This window comes from Arthrobacter sp. TMN-50 (genome assembly GCF_054511125.1).
The window spans coordinates 528,092-545,821 of sequence record NZ_JBTNDG010000001.1 but is presented as its reverse complement, the minus strand read 5'-3'; the positions used below and the strand labels follow the sequence as shown (position 1 = coordinate 545,821).

Below are 17,730 nucleotides of genomic sequence, written 5' to 3'. Positions count from 1 at the left end.
GCGTTCGCCTGACGCTGCAGAAACCGGCAGGCGCCCCAGCTATACCGGGGCGCGTTCGCCGATTTCTGCAGCGCTCGACGGCAATGGCAGCGCGCGCTGGTGTCGCCGACCCTTCGCGAAACTTGCACAAAATGCAAACTTGCACTTAGTGTAACTATGTGAATAATTTGTCCGTGCCAATTGACGCGACGCTGCCGACGGAGACGGCTGACGCTGTGGCGCCAGGCCGCCGAGAGCAGAACAAGCTCGATACGCGGCGGGCAATCGCGGCATCGGCCCTGGATTTGGCGCGCGCCCACGGGTTGGGAAATTTCACTGTCGATCAGGTGGCGGCGGAGGCAGGAGTCTCCCGTCGAACCTTTTTCAATTATTTCCACAGCGCCGAGGAAGCACTGACCATCTCCACCGATGCATTGCTCGAGTTGGCCGCTGCGGAATTCATGGCCCGGCCCGCCGATGAACCACTGCTGGACGCGATGATTGCCGCGCTGGCAGCGATCGCCAAGACTGACAACCTCAGCGTCTGCGGAGAGCTCTTCCGCATGGCCGAGGGAAGCCCCGAACTGATGCGCAGTCAGTTGCACGCCTGGGAACGGGCGGAAGCCCGGATCGGCCAGGCCGTGAGTGAACGGATGGGCGGCAACCTTGACCCGCTCTACCTGCTGTCCCTTGTGGGAGCTGTGCTCTCCTGCGTAAAGGCGGCAATGCAGGTCTGGGCCGCAGCCGCCGAGGATCTGCTGGACGGTTCAGCGGCCGAACTGGAAGACCAGATTGTCCGTGCCCTGTCGATGTTGCGCGACGGATTCGACAACCCCAGCTAGCCCGTCGGTCGCCTCCCGTTGCTTTCTCCCCTCTACTACATCAGTCACCTGAACGAACCGAGGAACACTTCATGGCACACCTGCTGTATCGCCTAGGCAAGTTTGCAGCACGACAACGCTGGTGGGTCGTCTCAGCCTGGCTCGCCATCCTGCTGGCGGTTGGAGGCTCGGCTGCCGCGTTCTCGGGAACGCTCAGCAACAACTTCACCATCCCTGGCACCGAGTCCCAGCGGGTCCTCGACGAGCTGCGCGAAACCATGCCCGACGCCATCGGGGGGATGGGGACAGTTGTCTTCGAAAGCCCCGATGGGGCCATCACCGCCGAACAGCAGACCGCCGTCGAAGCTGCCCTCGACGACCTCGAAAAGGTGGAGGGGGTCGAAGCGGTGATCAATCCCTTTGACGTATCCCGCCAGCTGGAGGAAGGTCGGACCGGCATCGAGGAGGGCCGGGCGGAACTCGAACAAAGCACTACTGACCTGGAGGCCGGCGCGCAGCAGGCCGAGGCGGGACGGGCGCAGCTCGACGCCGAACGCGCCGACTTCGAACAGAGCCGCAATCTCCTCCCGCCGGAGCAGGCCCAGGCCATCGAAGCCCAGCTAGACGACGGTCAGGCACAGCTCGACGCCTCACTGGCCGAGATTGAGGACGGACGAAGCCAACTGGAGGACGGCCGCACCGAACTCGACCTCGCCGAGCGCACCCTCGACGCGTCGTCGGGAATCCAGTTCGTCTCCGACGACGGCGCTGCGGCGGTGGCCAGCGTCCAGTTCGACTCACCGGTCGACGCTGTAACGCCCGAAACCCGTGAAGCGGTGCAGGTGGCAGCAGACGCAGCCACCGAGACTGGCGTCAACGTGTACTACAGCAAGGAAATCGTCCAGGACATTTCGGAAATCTTCGGATTCGCCGAGATCATCGGTCTGCTGGTAGCGGTCGTCGTCCTGATCGTCATGCTCGGCACCCTGGTCGCCGCCGGGTTGCCGCTGCTGATGGCCATCGTCGGCGTCGGAGTGGGTGTCGGCGTGACGTTCGCCCTGACCGGTGTCATCTCGATGAGCTCCATCACTCCCGTGCTGGCGCTGATGCTCGGCCTCGCCGTCGGGATCGACTACTCACTGTTCATCGTCAACCGGCACCGGACCCAGCTGCTCCGCGGCATGGACCTGCAGGAATCGATCGGCCGTGCCACCGGCACCGCAGGCAACGCCGTCCTCTTCGCCGGCATCACGGTGATTATCGCCCTCGCCGCCCTCGCGGTCCCGGGCCTGCCCTTCCTTACCCTCCTCGGGCTGTCCGCCGCCGGCACAGTCGCCGTCGCGGTCTTCGTGGCGCTCACCCTCACCCCCGCGCTGCTTGGCTTCATGGGCAGCAAGGTCATTTCCCGCCGTCGGTGGGCCAAAGCCGAAGCCGAGTCCGGTCTGGGTGCCTCCCACGGGCAGTTGCAGCGGGAGGCTGATCGCCGGGCCGCCAGAGGTCGCGGCTGGGGTGGTTTCGCTACCAGCAAGCCGATCCTCACGCTGATCGCGGGTGTCGCAGTGCTGGCGGTCGTTGCGTTGCCGGCGCTCGAGCTGAGGGTGGGCCTGCCCGACGGCGGATCCGAGCCCGTCGACTCGACCGCGTACCAGGCCTACGAGCTGGCTGGGGAATACTTCGGCGAAGGGACCAACGGTCCGCTGCTGGTCGTGGCCAATCTTCCCGCCACCGACACCGACGCAGAGCTGAGTGAACTTCAGCTGGAGGTCGCGGATCGCCTGGCGACAGTGGACAACACTGCCGCTGCGGTTCCGGCCGGGGTAAGCCGTGACGGGCGCACCGGCATTTTCCAGGTCATCCCCACCGAGGGGCCCGCCAGCGAAAGCACCGAGGAATTGGTCCGCGACCTGCGCGAGTCGGCTCCGGTCATCGAATCGGACACCGGTGTGCTGATTTCCGTGACCGGCCAGACGGCAGCAAACATTGACGTGTCAGCGAAGCTGATGGACGCAATGCCCCTGTACCTCGCAATCGTTGTGGGTCTGTCATTGGTCCTGCTGCTGCTCGTGTTCAGGTCGATCCTGGTACCCCTGATTGCGACGGCGGGCTTCCTCCTGTCGCTGCTGGCAAGCTTTGGCGCCACCGTGGCCATCTATCAGTGGGGTTGGTTTGGTGACATCTTCGGGGTGACCAACCCGGGGCCGATCCTGAGCTTCCTGCCGATCATCCTGATCGGTGTCCTGTTTGGGCTGGCCATGGACTATCAGATGTTCCTCGTGTCCGGCATGCGTGAAGCCTGGGTGCACGGCGGCAGCGCGAAGAGCGCGGTCCGGGTGGGCTTCAGTCATGGCGCACGGGTGGTGACCGCCGCAGCCATCATCATGGTGGCCGTGTTCGCCGGGTTTGTGTTCTCGCACCTGACCATGGTGCGGCCCATCGGCTTTGGGTTGGCCTTCGGCGTGCTGGTCGACGCGTTTGTGGTCAGGATGACCCTGGTGCCGGCGGCCATGTACCTGCTCGGCAGGTATGTCTGGTGGCTGCCGAAGTGGCTGGACCGCATTCTTCCCGACGTCGATGTGGAAGGCGCCCGGCTGTCCCGCCTGGAGCCGGAAACCTCGAACGCGTCAAACAGTGTCAACAAGGTCGCGATCAGGGGTTGAGAGGGTTTCACCCTAGGTTGAGGTGCGGATAGGTCCTGGGCCAACGTACTATTCCAGATATGGCTCGACCCCCCAACCCAGAACGCAAGAAGGAACTGCTCGACCAGATCCTCGACTACTTGCTGGATAAGACCTTTGCCGGGCTCAGCTTCCGCACGCTCGCGGATGGGCTAGGCATCAGCAGCTATGTGCTGGTGTACCACTTCGGTAATCGCGAGGAACTAGTCAACCAGATCGTCAACCACATTGAGCGTCGTGATGATGCAGTAAAGCTGCCCAATCCCGCCGGACTCAGCCGGGCAGAGTTCCAGGAGTGGATCCTGATGACGTGGAGTTGGGCGGTAATAGAACGGAACCGTCAGCTGCAGCGGCTGGAGTTTGAAGCTGCACTCCATGATGCCGTCAGCTCATCACCCCGGGAAAGTGCGCGGGTAAAGTTCGACTACTGGCATGGGTTCACCCAAGACTGGCTGCGGGCACAGGGTGTGGCTCCCGAGCTTGCGGACTCGGCGGCCCGGATGTTTATTTCGACCCTTTACGGGTTGCAGTATGACCTGATCCTCCACCAGGACCGGCTAGCCGTCGAGGCTGCCCTGCACCTCATGCTGGGCTCCTTTTTCGATATCGCCGACCGGGCGGTCAAACCGCCACCGGGGACGGTCTAAGCGCCGACCGCAGCCAGGAAAGGCGGGCTCCTCAGTGGTCCGCCCTTCCTGGCTGCATCGGTAGCTGCTGCTTGGGTTAGAGCTTGTTGGCTGCTTCAGCCTCGGTGTTGCCACCATTGGGGTCGCGGCCCAGCGCAGCGCGGAGCTTGGCACCAAGTTCGGCGTCCACGTTGGTCCAGTACTGGATTGCGCGTTCCCGGATAGCGTCAATGGTCACCCCGCCCACGGCACCGGTGATGGTGTCGAGGAAGCGGGCCCTCTCGCCGTCGTCGAACACCTCACGGTACAGGGTTCCGGCCTGGCCGAAGTCGTCGTCCTCGGCGTGAAGAGTGTGAGCGGCACGCACCAGATCGCCGTCGTTCTCCCAGCCGCCGTGGGGACCGTACTGTGCCGGATCCGCGGCCGGGCCGCCCACCGAGTTCGGGGCGTAGACCGGGGTGGATGGCGAGTTGAAGGAGTACCGCGCAGCCCCGTCCTTGGAGTAGTTACGAACCTCGTTCTTCGGTGCGTTCACCGGCAACTGCGCGTGGTTGGTGCCGACGCGGTAGCGGTGGGCATCCGCGTAGGAGAAAATACGGGCCTGTAGCATCCGGTCGGGGCTGGCAGCGATACCCGGAACGAAGTTCGACGGGGCGAATGTCGCCTGCTCGATCTGCGCGAAGTAGTTCTCCGGGTTGCGGTTCAGGGTGAGCCTGCCGACCGGGATCAGCGGGTAGTCGCCCTGTGGCCAGACCTTGGTGAGGTCAAACGGGTTGAAGCGGTAGTTCTTTGCGTCGTCGTAGGGCATGACCTGCACCTTGAGATCCCAGCTGGGGAAGTTGCCCGCAGCGATGTTCTCTGACAGATCGCGGAGGTGATGGTCGGCGTCTGAGCCGGCGAGGGCCTCAGCTTCGTCGCCGGTGAGCACCTCGTGGCCCTGGTTGGACTTGAAGTGGTACTTGACCCAGAACTTCTCGCCTCCCTCGTTGATCCACATGTAGGTGTGCGAACCGTAGCCGTTCATGGTGCGCCACGAGTTGGGTAGACCGCGATCGCCCATCAACCAGGTCACCTGGTGTGCGGACTCGGGGCTGAGGGTCCAGAAATCCCACTGCATGTCGGCGTCGCGCAGGTTGGTGCCGGGCAGGCGCTTCTGTGAGTGGATGAAGTCGGGGAACTTGATGCCGTCGCGGATGAAGAACACTGGGGTGTTGTTGCCGACCAGGTCGTAGTTGCCTTCGTTGGTGTAGAACTTCAGGGCGAACCCGCGGGGATCGCGCCAGGTGTCGGGGGAGCCCTGCTCGCCAGCGACCGAGGAGAAGCGCAGCAGCGTTTCGGTGATTGCGCCCTGCTGGAACAGCGACGCCTTGGTGTATTGGCTGACGTCTGAGGTGGTTTCGAAGACGCCGAAAGCTCCGCCGCCCTTGGCATGGACCACACGCTCGGGGACGCGCTCGCGGTTGAACTGCGCCAGTTTCTCGATCAGGTAATGGTCAGTCAGGGGAATCGCACCGTCGCGGCCCAGGCTGGATGAGTTGGCGTCATCGACGACTGGTGCACCTGATTGGGTAGTGCTGAAGTTCGGGGACATCTGGCTCCTTTGTTTCTTCGGTTCTGAATTGGGGCGATTTGTGGGCAGGTGAAAATTAGCGACAGTCCGCACAGAGACCCTGATAGACGACGTCGGCAATCTGGATGGTCATGGGTGCCGTGCCGGCTGGCCACTGCGGGGTGAGACACGGGGCATGACCGACAGCGCAATCAATATCCTCAATGCGCCCGCAGCCGGTGCAGACCGCGTGGTGGTGGTTGTCGTCGACCCGGGTCTCGTAGCGGGCAGGGGAGTGGGGCGTTTCGATCCGTCGCAGCAAACCCAGTTCGGTCAGGTCAGCCAGCACCACGTAGACCGATTGCACGGTGATGTCCGGCAACCCGGCCCGCACGCTGGCGGCGATGTCCTCGGTGGTGGCATGCGGAGACAGCTCGACGGCGGCCAGCACTGCGAGGCGCTGTCGGGTCACCCGACGACCGTGGGCACGCAGGGCGGCGGACCATCGGGCCTCCGCGGCGTCCCGTGATGTTGCTGTCTCAGCCATGACCTCAGTCAACCATTTATTCTGAGAAACTCATAATAGGTGTGCCAGTTACCTGGAAATGGCTGGGCGTTGGGTACCGTTGATGAATCACTGAGAGGGGTGTCCATGAGCCGGTCTATCTGGGAGCACTCCCAAACCGTTGTTGTGGGTGAGGTGGCCTGCGCGGTGCCAGCCGACTGGGTACTGCGACTCGCCGCGGCCGGTCACGACGTGATCCCCGCAGAGGTCCCTGGCGAGCCGCATGTGATGATGTATGGTTCGCCCGAGGCCACCGCCCGGCATTGTCTCGGGGAAACTTCCCATGCTGCTCGTTAAGCGCGGCTGGTCGTGGCTGCTGGACTACGCCTATGTGGGGTTCTGGCAGGTGCATGGTTTCCTCTTTCGTGACGACCCGTCCCGGTACCTCACGCCGGATCTCGGTCCTGATGACGAGGCCGGTCCGCCTGTGATGCTCATTCCCGGCATTTATGAAACCTGGCAGTTCATGCGGCCGGTCGCGGCTCATTTGGCGGCGGCAGGCCACCCGGTTCATGTGGTCCAGCAACTGGGGTACAACCGCGGATCCGTCCAGTCCATGGGCAGATTCGTGGCGGATTACCTGGCTGCTCACGATCTCACCGACGTCGTGCTGGTAGCCCACAGCAAGGGCGGACTGATCGGCAAGTACGTGATGACGCAGCCCCATAGCGGAGACCGGGTGCGGCAACTGATAGCCATCAACTCCCCGTTCTCCGGGTCTATCTACGCTGACTTCTTTATCCTGCCGAGCATTAGGGCGTTTTCCCCGCGGAACAAGTTCCTGCGGACGCAGCTAGCCAACATTGGGTCGAACGCACGGATCACCTCCATTTACAGCAGCTTTGATCCACACATTCCGCAGGGGAGCGAACTCCCCGGCGCCGTGAACATCGAACTGGAGACAATGGGGCACTTCAGGATCATTGGAGACGGGCGTCTGCTCGACGTCGTCGACCAGGCCATTGCCGACCACCAGTCCAGCTGATTCACCCCGAGGTTATGGTTGCTGGGGGAAACCATTTCGCCGCTACACTTCGTAAGTGCCCAAACTTTTAGCCGACATCACGCCCCTCAAGGAGAGCCGGGCGTTCCGTCGGCTGTTCTTCGGGATGGCTCTTTCGGCTGTCGGCACCCAGTTGACCCTGGTGGCGGTAAGTCTTCAGGTCTATAGCCTGACCCAGTCCAGTCTGAGCGTCGGCCTCCTTGGGCTGTTCGCTCTGGTGCCCCTGGTCGTGGCGGGGCTCTACGGTGGCGCGATCGCCGATGCCCACGACCGCCGGAAGGTGGCTCTGGTTTCCGGGTTCTTCCTGTGGGGGAGCACCATGGCTATCGCCGCGCAGGCGTGGGCAGAGTTCGACAACGTCTGGCTGCTTTACTCGTTGGTCGCTGTCCACTCAGGGGCAGCAGGCATCAACCAGCCCACCCGCACGGCAATCATTCCGAGGCTGGTACGCCCCGAACTATTGCCGGCCGCCAACGCGCTGAGCATGATCACGTTCGGGCTCGCCATGACCGTGGGCCCGCTGTTCGCGGGGCTGCTGGTGGCGCAGGTGGGTTACGGCTGGACCTACACCATCGACGTCGTGACCTTCACCGGCGCTCTGTGGGCGCTGTTCAGGCTGCCGCCCCTGCCGCCCGAGGGCAAGGTCCGGAAGGCCGGCCTCGCGACCGTGCTGGAGGGGTTCCGGTATCTGGGCACCCGCCCCAATATCCGGATGACCTTCCTGATCGATTTGGCCGCGATGGTGATGGCGCAGCCCAGGGCGCTGCTCCCAGCAATTGGCGCAGTGCTGATCGGCGGCGGAGAACTGACCGTGGGGATTCTGTTGGCCTCTGTTGCAGTCGGTGCTGTCCTCGCTGGGCTGTTTTCGGGACCGTTGGGCCACATCCATCGCCAGGGCCTGGCCGTGATGTGGTCGGTGGTGGGTTGGGGCGCATCGATCAGTGCTTTTGGGCTGGTGGTAGTGATGGCCGGCAGCTCCCAGGCCGCACCGCCGGACGAGCTGTCTCCGTGGATCATTCCCGCGGCGTTGTGTCTGGTGTTTGCCGGGATTTCGGACTCCATCAGCGGAGTGTTTCGTAGCACCATCCTGCAGTCAGCGACCCCTGATGCGATGCGTGGGCGGTTGCAGGGAGTGTTCATCGTGGTGGTGGCCGGCGGCCCGCGGCTGGGCGACATGGTGGCGGGTGGGAACGCCGAGTGGTTGGGGGAGGGGTGGACGGCCGTCTTTGGCGGGCTGCTCTGCATCCTGCTGGTAATTGTCCTGATGAGGCGTCAGCCTCGTTTCGCACAGTACGATTCACGTAACCCCGAACCATAGCCACACCCCTGGAACAGCACAGTATTTTAGTGCGTTGTACTGGGTGATTGATCGATACTTCAAGGAGTTGGCAGTTTCCGTGCACAATCATTTCAACGGCCCGAAGACCATCATGTTATTCGGTGCTCTCATGGGGATCTTCCTGGTCTTCGGTGCAGTCATTGCCAGCGCCACGGGTAGCTCGGCGTTCATCTGGATCTTTGCCCTGATCGGTGTGGGCTCGGTGGCCTACAGCTACTGGAACAGTGACAAGCTGGCTATCCGCGCCATGAGGGCGGTGCCGGTCTCCGAGCAACAAGCGCCGGCCATGTACCGGATTGTGCGCGAGCTGAGCACCAAGGCCAACAAGCCGATGCCTCGCCTGTATGTTTCACCCACCATGGCGCCCAACGCCTTCGCCACCGGCCGTAACCCCGAAAACTCGGCAGTGTGCTGCACCCAGGGCATCCTGAATCTGCTCAACGAGCGCGAACTGCGTGGAGTGCTGGGCCACGAGTTGATGCACGTCTACAACCGCGACATCCTGCTCAGTTCCATGGCCGCGGCGGTGGCTGGCGTCATTACCTCGGTGGCGCAGATGTTCGCGTTCACCGGCATGATGGGCGGCAACCGCAACTCGGGCGGCAACCCGATCGCAGCGATTTTGCTGGCAGTCCTCGCCCCGTTTGCGGCAGTCCTGGTGCGCTCAGCGATTGGGCGAACCCGTGAATACGATGCGGACGAGGACGGCGCCAAACTGACCGGCGATCCGCTCGCTCTTGCCTCGGCATTGCGCAAGTTGGAGCGCGGCACGCAGCAGGCGCCCCTGCCGCAAAGCCAGCAGTTGGTCAACACCTCGCACCTGATGATCGCCAACCCGTTCAGGGGTGGTGGCGTCCAGAAGATGTTCGCTAGCCACCCACCCATGGACGATCGCGTCCAGCGCCTCGAGCGAATGGCGGGCCAGCCGCTTCGGTAGGCTTTTGACCAGTACGACGACGGCGCCTCCGCGTGGGAGGCGTCGCCGTCGTCGTACTCGGGTGTTGCGGGGTGCTGGGTTAGACGGTGACCTTCTCCTCGGCGGCGATTCGTTTGAAGGAGCGGGTGCCTTCGACGGCGAGGTCGAACTCGGCGTCGATGTCGGCGTTGGGCTTGTAGGTCAGCTTGCTGACGACGAGGGCGATGATCAGGTTCAGGAAGAAGCCGGGGACGATTTCATACATGGTGTCGGCGAGGGGCGAGTTGCCCCAGGTGAACACCACGACGGCGCCAGCGATCATGCCGGCGAGGGCGCCGGGCATGGTGAGCTTCTTCCAGTACAGCGACAGCAGGACGGTGGGGCCGAAGGCCGCACCGAAACCGGCCCAGGCGAACGCGACCAGCGACAGGATCGATTCGTTGCGACCCGAGGCCAAGACGATGGCAACGATTGCAACTACCAGGACGCCGAGACGGCCGAGGACAACACCTTGCTTGTTGGTCAGGGTGCGCTTGGACACCATGTTGTAGAGGTCTTCGACGAGTGCCGAGGAGCAGACCACCAGTTGGGAGGAGATGGTGCTCATGACCGCTGCGAGGACTGCAGCCAGGATGATGCCGGCCACGAACGGGTGGAAAAAGGCCTGGGACAGGTCGAGGAACACAGCTTCGGGGTCGGTGAGTGACAGGTTCGGGTTTTGCTGGAAGTAGGCGATGCCGACGAGTGCGGTGGAAATGGCGCCGACTACGGTTAGGACCATCCAGCCGATTCCGATCCGCCGTCCGGCGACGGCATCCTGCGGGGTGCGCAGGGCCATGAAGCGGACGATGATGTGGGGCTGGCCAAAGTAACCGAGCCCCCACGACGCTGCGGAGATGATGGCGACGGTTGAGCCGCCGGCAACGATGTTCAGGAGAGACGGATCAACTTCGCGGATGGAGGCGGTGAGGCCGCCGAAGCCGCCGACCTGCACGAGGCCGATAATGGGGACGAGGATCAGGGCGACCAACATCAGCAGACCCTGTGCGACGTCGGTGTAGGTGGCGCCCATGAAGCCGCCAAACACGGTGTAGGCGATGGTGACTGCGGCGACGATGATCATGCCAGCGGTGTAGTTCGAGTTGAAGGAGCTTTCGAAGAAGAGTCCGCCTGCGACCATGCCGGATGAGACATAGAACGTGAAGAACACCAGGATGATGATTCCGGAGACAATCCGCAGGATGCGGGTCTTGTCTTTCAGCCGGTTCTCGAGGAAGCTCGGCACCGTAATCGAGTTGTTCGACACTTCCGTGTAACTGCGCAACCGTGGTGCAACAAATTTCCAGTTCAGCCAGGCGCCAGCGGTCAGACCGATGGCGATCCAGATTTCAATCAGACCCGACACATAGATGGCTCCCGGAAGTCCGAGGAGGAGCCATCCTGACATGTCGGAGGCTCCGGCGCTGAGGGCTGCCACGCCCGGCTTGAGTCCACGGCCGGCGAGCATGTAGTCGTCGAGGTCCGAGGTTCTCTTGAAGGCATACCATCCGATTCCGAGCATGGCGCCCATATAGATCACCATTGCGATGATTTGGAATGTCTGGTCGGGCATGACGAGGTCCTCTCATATTTCGCTTGGAATTTGCTGAGTGCAGCCGCCGACTATGCCAAAGACGGGCGTTATTGGCTAATAAGGTGATAGTCCTCACATTGGGTGAGTGCCGCCTTCCCCCCTCCGCCGAGAAGTTACATCTGGCGGGTTGACGGCGTTTCGGGTCTCGTGACCTCACACCTCGGCAGGTAGGGTTCTGCGTGTTTGGTGTGTCTGCGATTGGGACTGCCCGGCGGGCTGCACCGGTCTAGTCGAGGCGCAGCGCGACGATCGCCAGCATGACGCCAGCACCGCAAGAGCCGCACCACCAAGACCTTCACCGAGTGCTTCTTTTGATCAAACCCTGGTTCGTTTTGTTCTCGGCATGCCCTGAGCCTACCGGCGCTTCGGGCTGCAGGCGTTGGCCTGTGAGGGTCCGGAACCGATTCTGGCTGTGCGGCGCATTGGAGCTGCGCCGGGCCACCGGGATGCTTAGAACGGTGGTGGGGTTTCCGGTGGTGGTGGTGGTGTTGGTGGTGTGGGTGGTGTGGGTGGTGGGTCTGGTTTGGTGAGGTAGGTTTCCCCGGTAGGGGAGATCGCGATGATGGTCCCGGGTTCGGGTTGGGTGTAGTGCCAGTAGCCTTCGGTTTTGAACACGTGGGGACGTTTACATAGACAGGCGAAGTTACCGTAACTGGTTTTCCCGCCCCGCGCCCAGGGGGTGGTGTGGTCGAGTTCGCAGAACACCGCCAACCGGTTACACCCCGGATGCCGGCACGTCCCATCCCGCACCCTCACCGCATCCTGTAAGTCCTTCGGCACCCGATACGTGCCCGCATCAGCGCCGAGCCTGGCCCCGGTGTAGGGGTGGGTGAGGATCCTCGTGAACGAGGACGCATGCCCGGCAAGTTTCCGGGCGGTCTCCGGATCGATCGGCCCATACCCCTCCAACTCCCCCGGCGTATCCCCGCCCAACAGGGTGAGCACCGGGACGGTGACGAACACCTTCGCCTGAACACCCCAATACCCGTCACCATCCCGCGACGGGCGATCCTCACCTGGGGTGCTGGTTTCGGGAACGGTAATCGGTGCAGACCCAGCACCCCCAGCGGATTCCGACCCGGCGGGTTCCGACCCGGCGGGTTCGGGTCCGCTAGCCGTGTCCCCGGCGGGTTCGGGCCCGCTAGCCGTGTCCCCGGCGGGTTCGGGATCACTCAGGTGTCCGCTGGTCATGTGGCCGGTGGTTCCGGCGCTGGTGAGGACGTCTACCAGGACGTCGGCGCGTAACTGGGTGAGGGTGCGGGGTTCGTCGGGGCCTTGCAGGTTCCGGGCCGCGGTATCGACCCGGTGGAAAATCCCTGCCGCCTGCTCGACGGGAAGATAGGCTTCGAACCAGGCCATCCCGTCGTGGACCGGGTTGAGGAAGACTCCGCGGTCCCTGGCGGCCTTCTGGTGCCGGATCGTGATCGATTCCGGGTGGAGTTCCTCCCGTAACCGGAGGGCCTGGCGGCAGAACTTCGCCACCGTCGTCCGACCCGCCAACGTGATGAGCCTTTGTTCGTAGCCGGCGGCAAACTCGCCGGTCATGGTGTTGGGCATACTGCTGGTCTCTTCGGCGACCGCCCACGCGTGACGGCGTGAGAGCCTGCCCCGCTCCAGCGCGTTCAACGTCGTCGGGCAATGCCGGGTGAGCAGCACGCTGTGGTCCAGTAAGAACGCAGCGGTGCGTTCCGGCAGGTGCAGGGCGGCGCCGATCTCACTCGCGGCGAGGGTTTGTTCGTAGCCCAATTCTCCGCTGCCTGCGTGGCCCCGTTCAGTTTGAAGATCCAGGACCCGGGTGGCGAGCTTGGCTTCCTGCGCATCAAGCCAGGATCTGGCCTCGCCGATGTCCTTCAACGCATCCAGTGCCTGGGCAGAGTCCAAACCGGCGACCGCCGCCAACCCGAGCCGACCAGTCAATGCTGGTGGTTCCTCACTGGAACGCGCCCGCTCATCCGGATCCGATCCGACCCTAAAGAAATTCAGAATGTCAGTCTGAGAATCAGTTAAATCCTTTTTCGGCAGGCGCTCCGGCGGCTTGACCACCGGCGCGGTCCATATGGCGTCGACGCTCAACGGGCCGCCGGGACCAAACACGCCAGATGTTCCGTCGGTAGTCCCAGCAGCCGTGTCCGTGGCCCCGCCGTCGTGGGCGGAACCCGGACCGGAATCGGCAGGGAATCCCGACCCGGCAGAAGAAGCGTTACGGCTTTCCATACCCCCATTCCATCATCGGGCTCTGACAAAATAAGGTCGGGGAGAGGTCCCGGGAGAAAGAATTTGAAACATTTTTCATGGTCTGATCAAAGCCTAGCTAGACGGCATTGTCGGACCCCGAGAATGCTGATCTAATCCCGTGCAGGAGTCTCTGCCGGGATTAGATCAGTCGGGGCGTTAGGGGATGACCGGCCGCGATCAAGCTCGTGATGGAGTAGATGGAGTAGATGGAGTAGATGGAATCTACGGCGCCGCGAAGGGTCTTGCCAAGTCGGTCCTGCCGAGAGACGCTTGAACCCGGTCCTGAACGGTGGTTTGGGGCGTCCGTTGGACCGTACCCGTTCGGGCGATCGCCGCCCGTTCGACGAATCAGGCCTAGGAGCGGGGTGGACGGCGAAGCGAAGGTGGGGCTCCGGGTTTTCGGGGAACTCACGGCCACCCGCGACGGCGCGGTTGTTCACCTCGGCGGGCGACGTCAACGCGCCGTCCTTGCCGCCCTGATTATCCTGCGTGACCAGGTTGTCCCTGCAGAACGTCTGGCCGACTGCATCTGGCGTGATCACCCGCCCGCCAACCCAGCCGGCGCCCTTCAGGCGTACGTAAGTCACCTGCGACGACGCCTGCAACCCGATGCGGTGGCCCGAACGCGCGACGGCGTCATCGCCAGCGAGGCAGCTGGGTACGTCCTCCGGCTCAGGCCCGACTCCGTCGATGCCTGGCGCTTCGAACGAGCCGTGGACTCGGCGGCTGGCCTCGCGCCGGCAGAGGCGATGCGCGCGTTGGACGACGCACTCCGGATGTGGCGCGGTCCGGCGTACGCCGAGTATCACGGCGAGCCATGGGTGGAGCCAGAGGCCCTGCGGCTTACCGACCTTCGAGAAGTGGCTCGCGAGCGACGGCTGGAGGCGCGGCTCCAACAGGGCGACGCCGCAGTGATCATCGGCGAACTTGAGGCACTGGTTGCCGAGGACCCGCTGAGGGAGGAGCGTTGGCGGCTCCTGGCGCTTGCCCTATACCGGGCGCAGCGGCAGGCAGGTGCTTTGGCGGCACTGCGGAGGGCACGCGAGACGTTCTCCGAGGAGCTGGGCGTTGACCCCGGGCCAGCACTCCGGACCTTCGAAGCCGCGGTGCTCGCCCAATCGCCCGCCCTCGATGGGCCGGTGCAGCGGCCCAGGTGGATCTGCTTGCCGTCTCCGGACCGACCGTCCCTGGACCGACCGTCCCTGGACCGACCGTCCCCGAATGGGCCGCCGCCGAGCCGGTGAGACCGACCGACCTCGTTGACCGCGTCAAGGAGGTAGCTGCATTGCATCGGATGGTGGACGGGGTGGCCCCCGGGACCCCGGCTGCGTGCTCGTCGAGGGAACAGCCGGCATTGGTAAGTCACGGCTCCTCACCGAGGCCATGCGGCTGGCAAGGAAGGAGGCCATCGACACGCTGCTCTGCCTGGCGGGGCCGGGGACGACATCGCCGCAGGTGTTGGTGGAAGTGCGTCAGATGGGCGGGGCGTTCGCCCGGGCCGGCGAGCACGCCAGCGCGTTCTCGTCCCGCGGGGCCGCGTACTCTCTCCTGATCGTCGGCGTCGCTGAGACGCCCGGAGGGGAGGACCATGCGGCTGCCATCCTGGCTGCGATGGGTGCGTGGAGCGGCGGCTACCGGCTGCCGAACTTCACTTTCACCTCGGAGGAGTATGCCGACGCGTATGACGACGTGACGATCGCGCGGCTGCGCCGAGCGATCCGCACCTACGACCCCGATGGCGTCATGACCATCGGTAGCGTGCTGGTCTGACGCTAACCGGCGCCCAGCTCCATCGCCACGGCCCGGACAGGGGAACCATCCATCCCCAGATAGGGCAGCGGCAGCACCGACACCCACGGGTCAGCAAAATCCACAGACGAAAGATTCGTCAGGTTCTCGACAATCACGCCGTCAGCGCCCAGCAGAGCCCGGTGAAACGGAAGATCCACCTCGGCGCCGGAGAGATCGGTCGGATCCGGGTTGAGGGTGTCCACGCCAACCACCGAAATACCACGATCCAACAGACCAAGCGCAATCTCGGCGTCGAACGCTGGATGCCGCAGATACAACTCCGTGCCAAAGTGCGCAGACCAACCCGTCTGGAACAACACCATGGCTACGGCGCCCAGATCGGAAAGCTGCGCCTGGACATCGGGCCAACCAAACGTATACCCCGGGGCAACAACAGGAAACCGAATGATCCGCGCCACGCCGACTAGCCGGCTGAGGTCGATCTGATCCACCGACGCCCCTCCCGACACGGTGTGTAGCGGAGCGTCCAGATGGGTTCCAGTGTGGGTGCCCGCGTGCACCGCAGCCACCTGGAACCCATCCGCCACGAGCTCGGCAGCAACGGTGATCGTTACCTCCGGGTCGCCGGGAAAAACCTGCATCCCAGTGACGATGGGATGCGAAAGATCAACGACCCGCACGTCGCCGGGAATCTGCGCCGGCGGATGGCACCTCGTCGCTGAGGTGCGAATGCTCGGGTGTCCCGGACACAATCCGCTTGGCCACGATGGCCCACGCGAGGTACAGGCCAGCGGAGATGATGAAGGTTGGAATCGTCGCGCCGATAGGACTCGGCACTGAGTAGGTGAGGAGCAGCGACGCGCTGGCCCCGATGATCCAGACAGCCACGGCAGCGATATTGACGCCCTTGGAGTACCAGTAGTCACCGCCGGAGCCGCGCAGGATGTCCCGATTGTAGTGACGCTTGCGAACAATGTAGTAGTCCACCAGCATGACCGCGAACACCGGAATGAACAGCGAACCAATGATGACGAGGAATGAAGTGAACTGGTCCAGCAGCGCCAACCAGGTGGACCCAAGGATGGAAATTCCGCCGAGGACCAAGGCGGTGGGCAGGAACTTCACTTTGCTGGACGGAACCATGTTCACCACCGAGGACACCATGCCGTAAACCACCATGGTGTTCGTTGCCATGACCGACAGGAAGATCACGACGGCGAGCGGCGTTCCGAAGGCCGCCACGATGGCGGTGGGGTCGAACGGCACTGCCTCGCCGCCGTCGAGCACCAGATAGGCCACGGTAGTCGTGCCGAGCACCATCGCCAGGACCGTCGACAGCGTGTAGCCGACGCCCGAACCGATCATGCCAGCGGCCTGTGACTTCGCAAGGCGGTTGAACTCGGCGGACAGGACTGTCCAGGAGATCGCGGTGGCGATGACGACGTCGAGCACTACCACCCCGGACCAGCCTAGTTCGGGATCGGCAGGTAGATCCGTGAACGCCGACGGCGCGAAGCTCGTGAAAGCGGTAACGAAGATGTACGCCATGAACGAGAGGATCACGAGGGCGAGCCACGGCTCGACACGGGCGATGCCGGCGTGGCCGAAGATCGCCAGACACACGACCAGCAGTTGGCACAGCACTGAAAACAGGATCGGGCTGGAGAAGCCGGTCGCCTGCTCCACCAGGAAGTTGACGGTGACTCCGGCCAGCATGGCCTGAACCCAACTCCATCCCATCAGGATCACCACGTTCGCGGCCACTGGAAGGAACGAACCGCGGAGCCCGAAGGAACCCTTGGTCAGCGACATGGTGGGAAGCCCGGTGCGGGTACCCATGTTGCCCACCAGGACGAGGACGGCGCCCCCGATTACCGTGCCGAGAATGATCAGCCCGACGGCGAGGGGCCAGCTCACCCCGGGAACGAAGAGTGTTCCGGTGAGCAGGGTGGTGACCACGAGGTTGGCGGCCAGCCAGATCATGCCCATCCGGCCCGCGCCGAGGGTGCCCCTGATGGGGCCGAAGCCCTCGGAGTTCTTCTCTAGGTGGTCCGACAGCCGGGAGAATGCCGAGCCGGAGGAACGTCCGGTGCTTTGTGATGTGGTCATGGCGCTACCTGGATTCGGGTGAGTCGGGGAGGGGTGACAGGTGCTCGTGGACGGCGCGGAGGGAGCCAGCATCGTCCCGGTGAAAGACGATCGTTTCCCGCTCGAGGGTGGTCTCGCCCGTGTTGATGGTGGTCCTAACGTCGTGGCAGAAGACGGCGGCGTCTCCCAGCAGTTGGATCGTCTGGTTGCTGCTGAGGCATTCGGTCACCCGCCAGCCCCCGGCGAGCCATGACTGCCAAAGCGCCTCATACTCGGCCCGCCGTTTAAGTCGCCGGTCCTCGGTGTGGAACACAAACGTGGCATCGGGGGTGAACGACGCGAAATAGGTTTCTGTGTCCGTTCGCGAAAACGCTGCGACGAGGCTCGCAGCAGCGGCTTCGACGTCCTCTTGGATCAGGCCAGAATGGTCGGTCATAAAGGGCATTCCTTCTTCGAAAGGTCGACGGCGGGTTGTCGCCTTGTAGCCTGAAGTGCAACTTTTGTTTTCAAAGTGTGGGTGATTCAGCTAACAAATGTCAAAGGATTCAT

16 protein-coding genes are annotated in these 17,730 nt (G+C 63.6%); 9 read left to right on the top strand and 7 right to left on the bottom strand.

Annotation, left to right across the window (positions count from 1 at the left end; translation table 11 throughout):
* Positions 1 to 173: 173 nt before the first annotated feature.
* The 3 genes from ACX80A_RS02680 (at position 174) to ACX80A_RS02670 (ending at position 4,122) form a co-directional block, all read left to right on the top strand.
* The gene (locus ACX80A_RS02680; RefSeq protein ID WP_459258127.1) at positions 174 to 821 is read left to right on the top strand and encodes a TetR/AcrR family transcriptional regulator; all 648 of its coding nucleotides are present in this window, start codon (positions 174 to 176) and stop codon (positions 819 to 821) included.
* 71 nt (positions 822 to 892) lie between these two features.
* Positions 893 to 3,457, top strand: a complete 2,565-nt coding sequence (locus tag ACX80A_RS02675) for an MMPL family transporter (protein ID WP_459258126.1) — start codon at positions 893 to 895, stop codon at positions 3,455 to 3,457.
* A 59-nt stretch (positions 3,458 to 3,516) separates the two neighbouring features.
* Positions 3,517 to 4,122, top strand: a complete 606-nt coding sequence (locus ACX80A_RS02670) for a TetR/AcrR family transcriptional regulator (RefSeq protein WP_459258125.1) — start codon at positions 3,517 to 3,519, stop codon at positions 4,120 to 4,122.
* Between the two features lie 76 nt (positions 4,123 to 4,198).
* Here the strand turns inward: ACX80A_RS02670 and ACX80A_RS02665 are convergent, their stop codons facing one another.
* Both ACX80A_RS02665 and ACX80A_RS02660 read right to left on the bottom strand, forming a co-directional pair.
* Positions 4,199 to 5,692, bottom strand: a complete 1,494-nt coding sequence (locus tag ACX80A_RS02665; protein ID WP_459258124.1) for a catalase — start codon at positions 5,690 to 5,692, stop codon at positions 4,199 to 4,201.
* A 55-nt stretch (positions 5,693 to 5,747) separates the two neighbouring features.
* The gene (locus ACX80A_RS02660) at positions 5,748 to 6,197 is read right to left on the bottom strand and encodes a Fur family transcriptional regulator (RefSeq protein WP_459258123.1); all 450 of its coding nucleotides are present in this window, start codon (positions 6,195 to 6,197) and stop codon (positions 5,748 to 5,750) included.
* A gap of 105 nt (positions 6,198 to 6,302) precedes the next feature.
* Here ACX80A_RS02660 and ACX80A_RS02655 point away from each other — a divergent pair, with 105 nt between their 5' ends.
* The 4 genes from ACX80A_RS02655 (at position 6,303) to htpX (ending at position 9,494) form a co-directional block, all read left to right on the top strand.
* Positions 6,303 to 6,512 carry a hypothetical protein gene (locus ACX80A_RS02655; RefSeq protein ID WP_459258122.1) on the top strand — a complete coding sequence of 70 codons (210 nt, stop codon included), beginning with the start codon at positions 6,303 to 6,305 and terminating at the stop codon, positions 6,510 to 6,512.
* On the top strand, positions 6,499 to 7,200 hold the full coding sequence (locus ACX80A_RS02650; RefSeq protein ID WP_459258121.1) for an esterase/lipase family protein: 702 nt from the start codon (positions 6,499 to 6,501) through the stop codon (positions 7,198 to 7,200). The genes ACX80A_RS02655 and ACX80A_RS02650 overlap by 14 nt, the downstream gene beginning before the upstream one ends.
* A 55-nt stretch (positions 7,201 to 7,255) precedes the next feature.
* The gene (locus ACX80A_RS02645; RefSeq protein ID WP_459258120.1) at positions 7,256 to 8,536 is read left to right on the top strand and encodes an MFS transporter; all 1,281 of its coding nucleotides are present in this window, start codon (positions 7,256 to 7,258) and stop codon (positions 8,534 to 8,536) included.
* Between the two features lie 79 nt (positions 8,537 to 8,615).
* Complete coding sequence (htpX, locus tag ACX80A_RS02640) at positions 8,616 to 9,494, top strand: zinc metalloprotease HtpX (protein ID WP_459258119.1); 879 nt, start codon at positions 8,616 to 8,618, stop codon at positions 9,492 to 9,494.
* Between the two features lie 79 nt (positions 9,495 to 9,573).
* Here htpX and putP read toward each other — a convergent pair whose 3' ends face one another.
* The gene (gene putP / locus ACX80A_RS02635) at positions 9,574 to 11,085 is read right to left on the bottom strand and encodes a sodium/proline symporter PutP (protein ID WP_459258118.1); all 1,512 of its coding nucleotides are present in this window, start codon (positions 11,083 to 11,085) and stop codon (positions 9,574 to 9,576) included.
* A gap of 471 nt (positions 11,086 to 11,556) precedes the next feature.
* On the bottom strand, positions 11,557 to 13,320 hold the full coding sequence (locus ACX80A_RS02630) for an HNH endonuclease signature motif containing protein (protein ID WP_459258117.1): 1,764 nt from the start codon (positions 13,318 to 13,320) through the stop codon (positions 11,557 to 11,559).
* A gap of 386 nt (positions 13,321 to 13,706) precedes the next feature.
* Between ACX80A_RS02630 and ACX80A_RS02625 the strand changes: the two genes are divergently transcribed.
* Both ACX80A_RS02625 and ACX80A_RS02620 read left to right on the top strand, forming a co-directional pair.
* The gene (locus ACX80A_RS02625; RefSeq protein ID WP_459258116.1) at positions 13,707 to 14,585 is read left to right on the top strand and encodes an AfsR/SARP family transcriptional regulator; all 879 of its coding nucleotides are present in this window, start codon (positions 13,707 to 13,709) and stop codon (positions 14,583 to 14,585) included.
* A 217-nt stretch (positions 14,586 to 14,802) separates the two neighbouring features.
* Positions 14,803 to 15,111: a hypothetical protein gene (locus ACX80A_RS02620; protein ID WP_459258115.1), complete on the top strand. Its 309-nt coding sequence runs from the start codon at positions 14,803 to 14,805 to the stop codon at positions 15,109 to 15,111.
* Between the two features lie 2 nt (positions 15,112 to 15,113).
* Here ACX80A_RS02620 and ACX80A_RS02615 read toward each other — a convergent pair whose 3' ends face one another.
* Genes ACX80A_RS02615 through ACX80A_RS02605 form a run of 3 tightly spaced genes read right to left on the bottom strand, consistent with a single transcriptional unit; the run spans position 15,114 to position 17,617 of the window.
* Positions 15,114 to 15,734, bottom strand: a complete 621-nt coding sequence (locus ACX80A_RS02615; protein WP_459258114.1) for a cyclase family protein — start codon at positions 15,732 to 15,734, stop codon at positions 15,114 to 15,116.
* Between the two features lie 25 nt (positions 15,735 to 15,759).
* Positions 15,760 to 17,202, bottom strand: coding sequence for a purine-cytosine permease family protein (locus ACX80A_RS02610; RefSeq protein ID WP_459258113.1), 1,443 nt, complete (start codon positions 17,200 to 17,202; stop codon positions 15,760 to 15,762).
* Positions 17,203 to 17,206: 4 nt separating this feature from the next.
* Complete coding sequence (locus ACX80A_RS02605) at positions 17,207 to 17,617, bottom strand: YybH family protein (RefSeq protein ID WP_459258112.1); 411 nt, start codon at positions 17,615 to 17,617, stop codon at positions 17,207 to 17,209.
* Between the last annotated feature and the right edge of the window lie 113 nt (positions 17,618 to 17,730).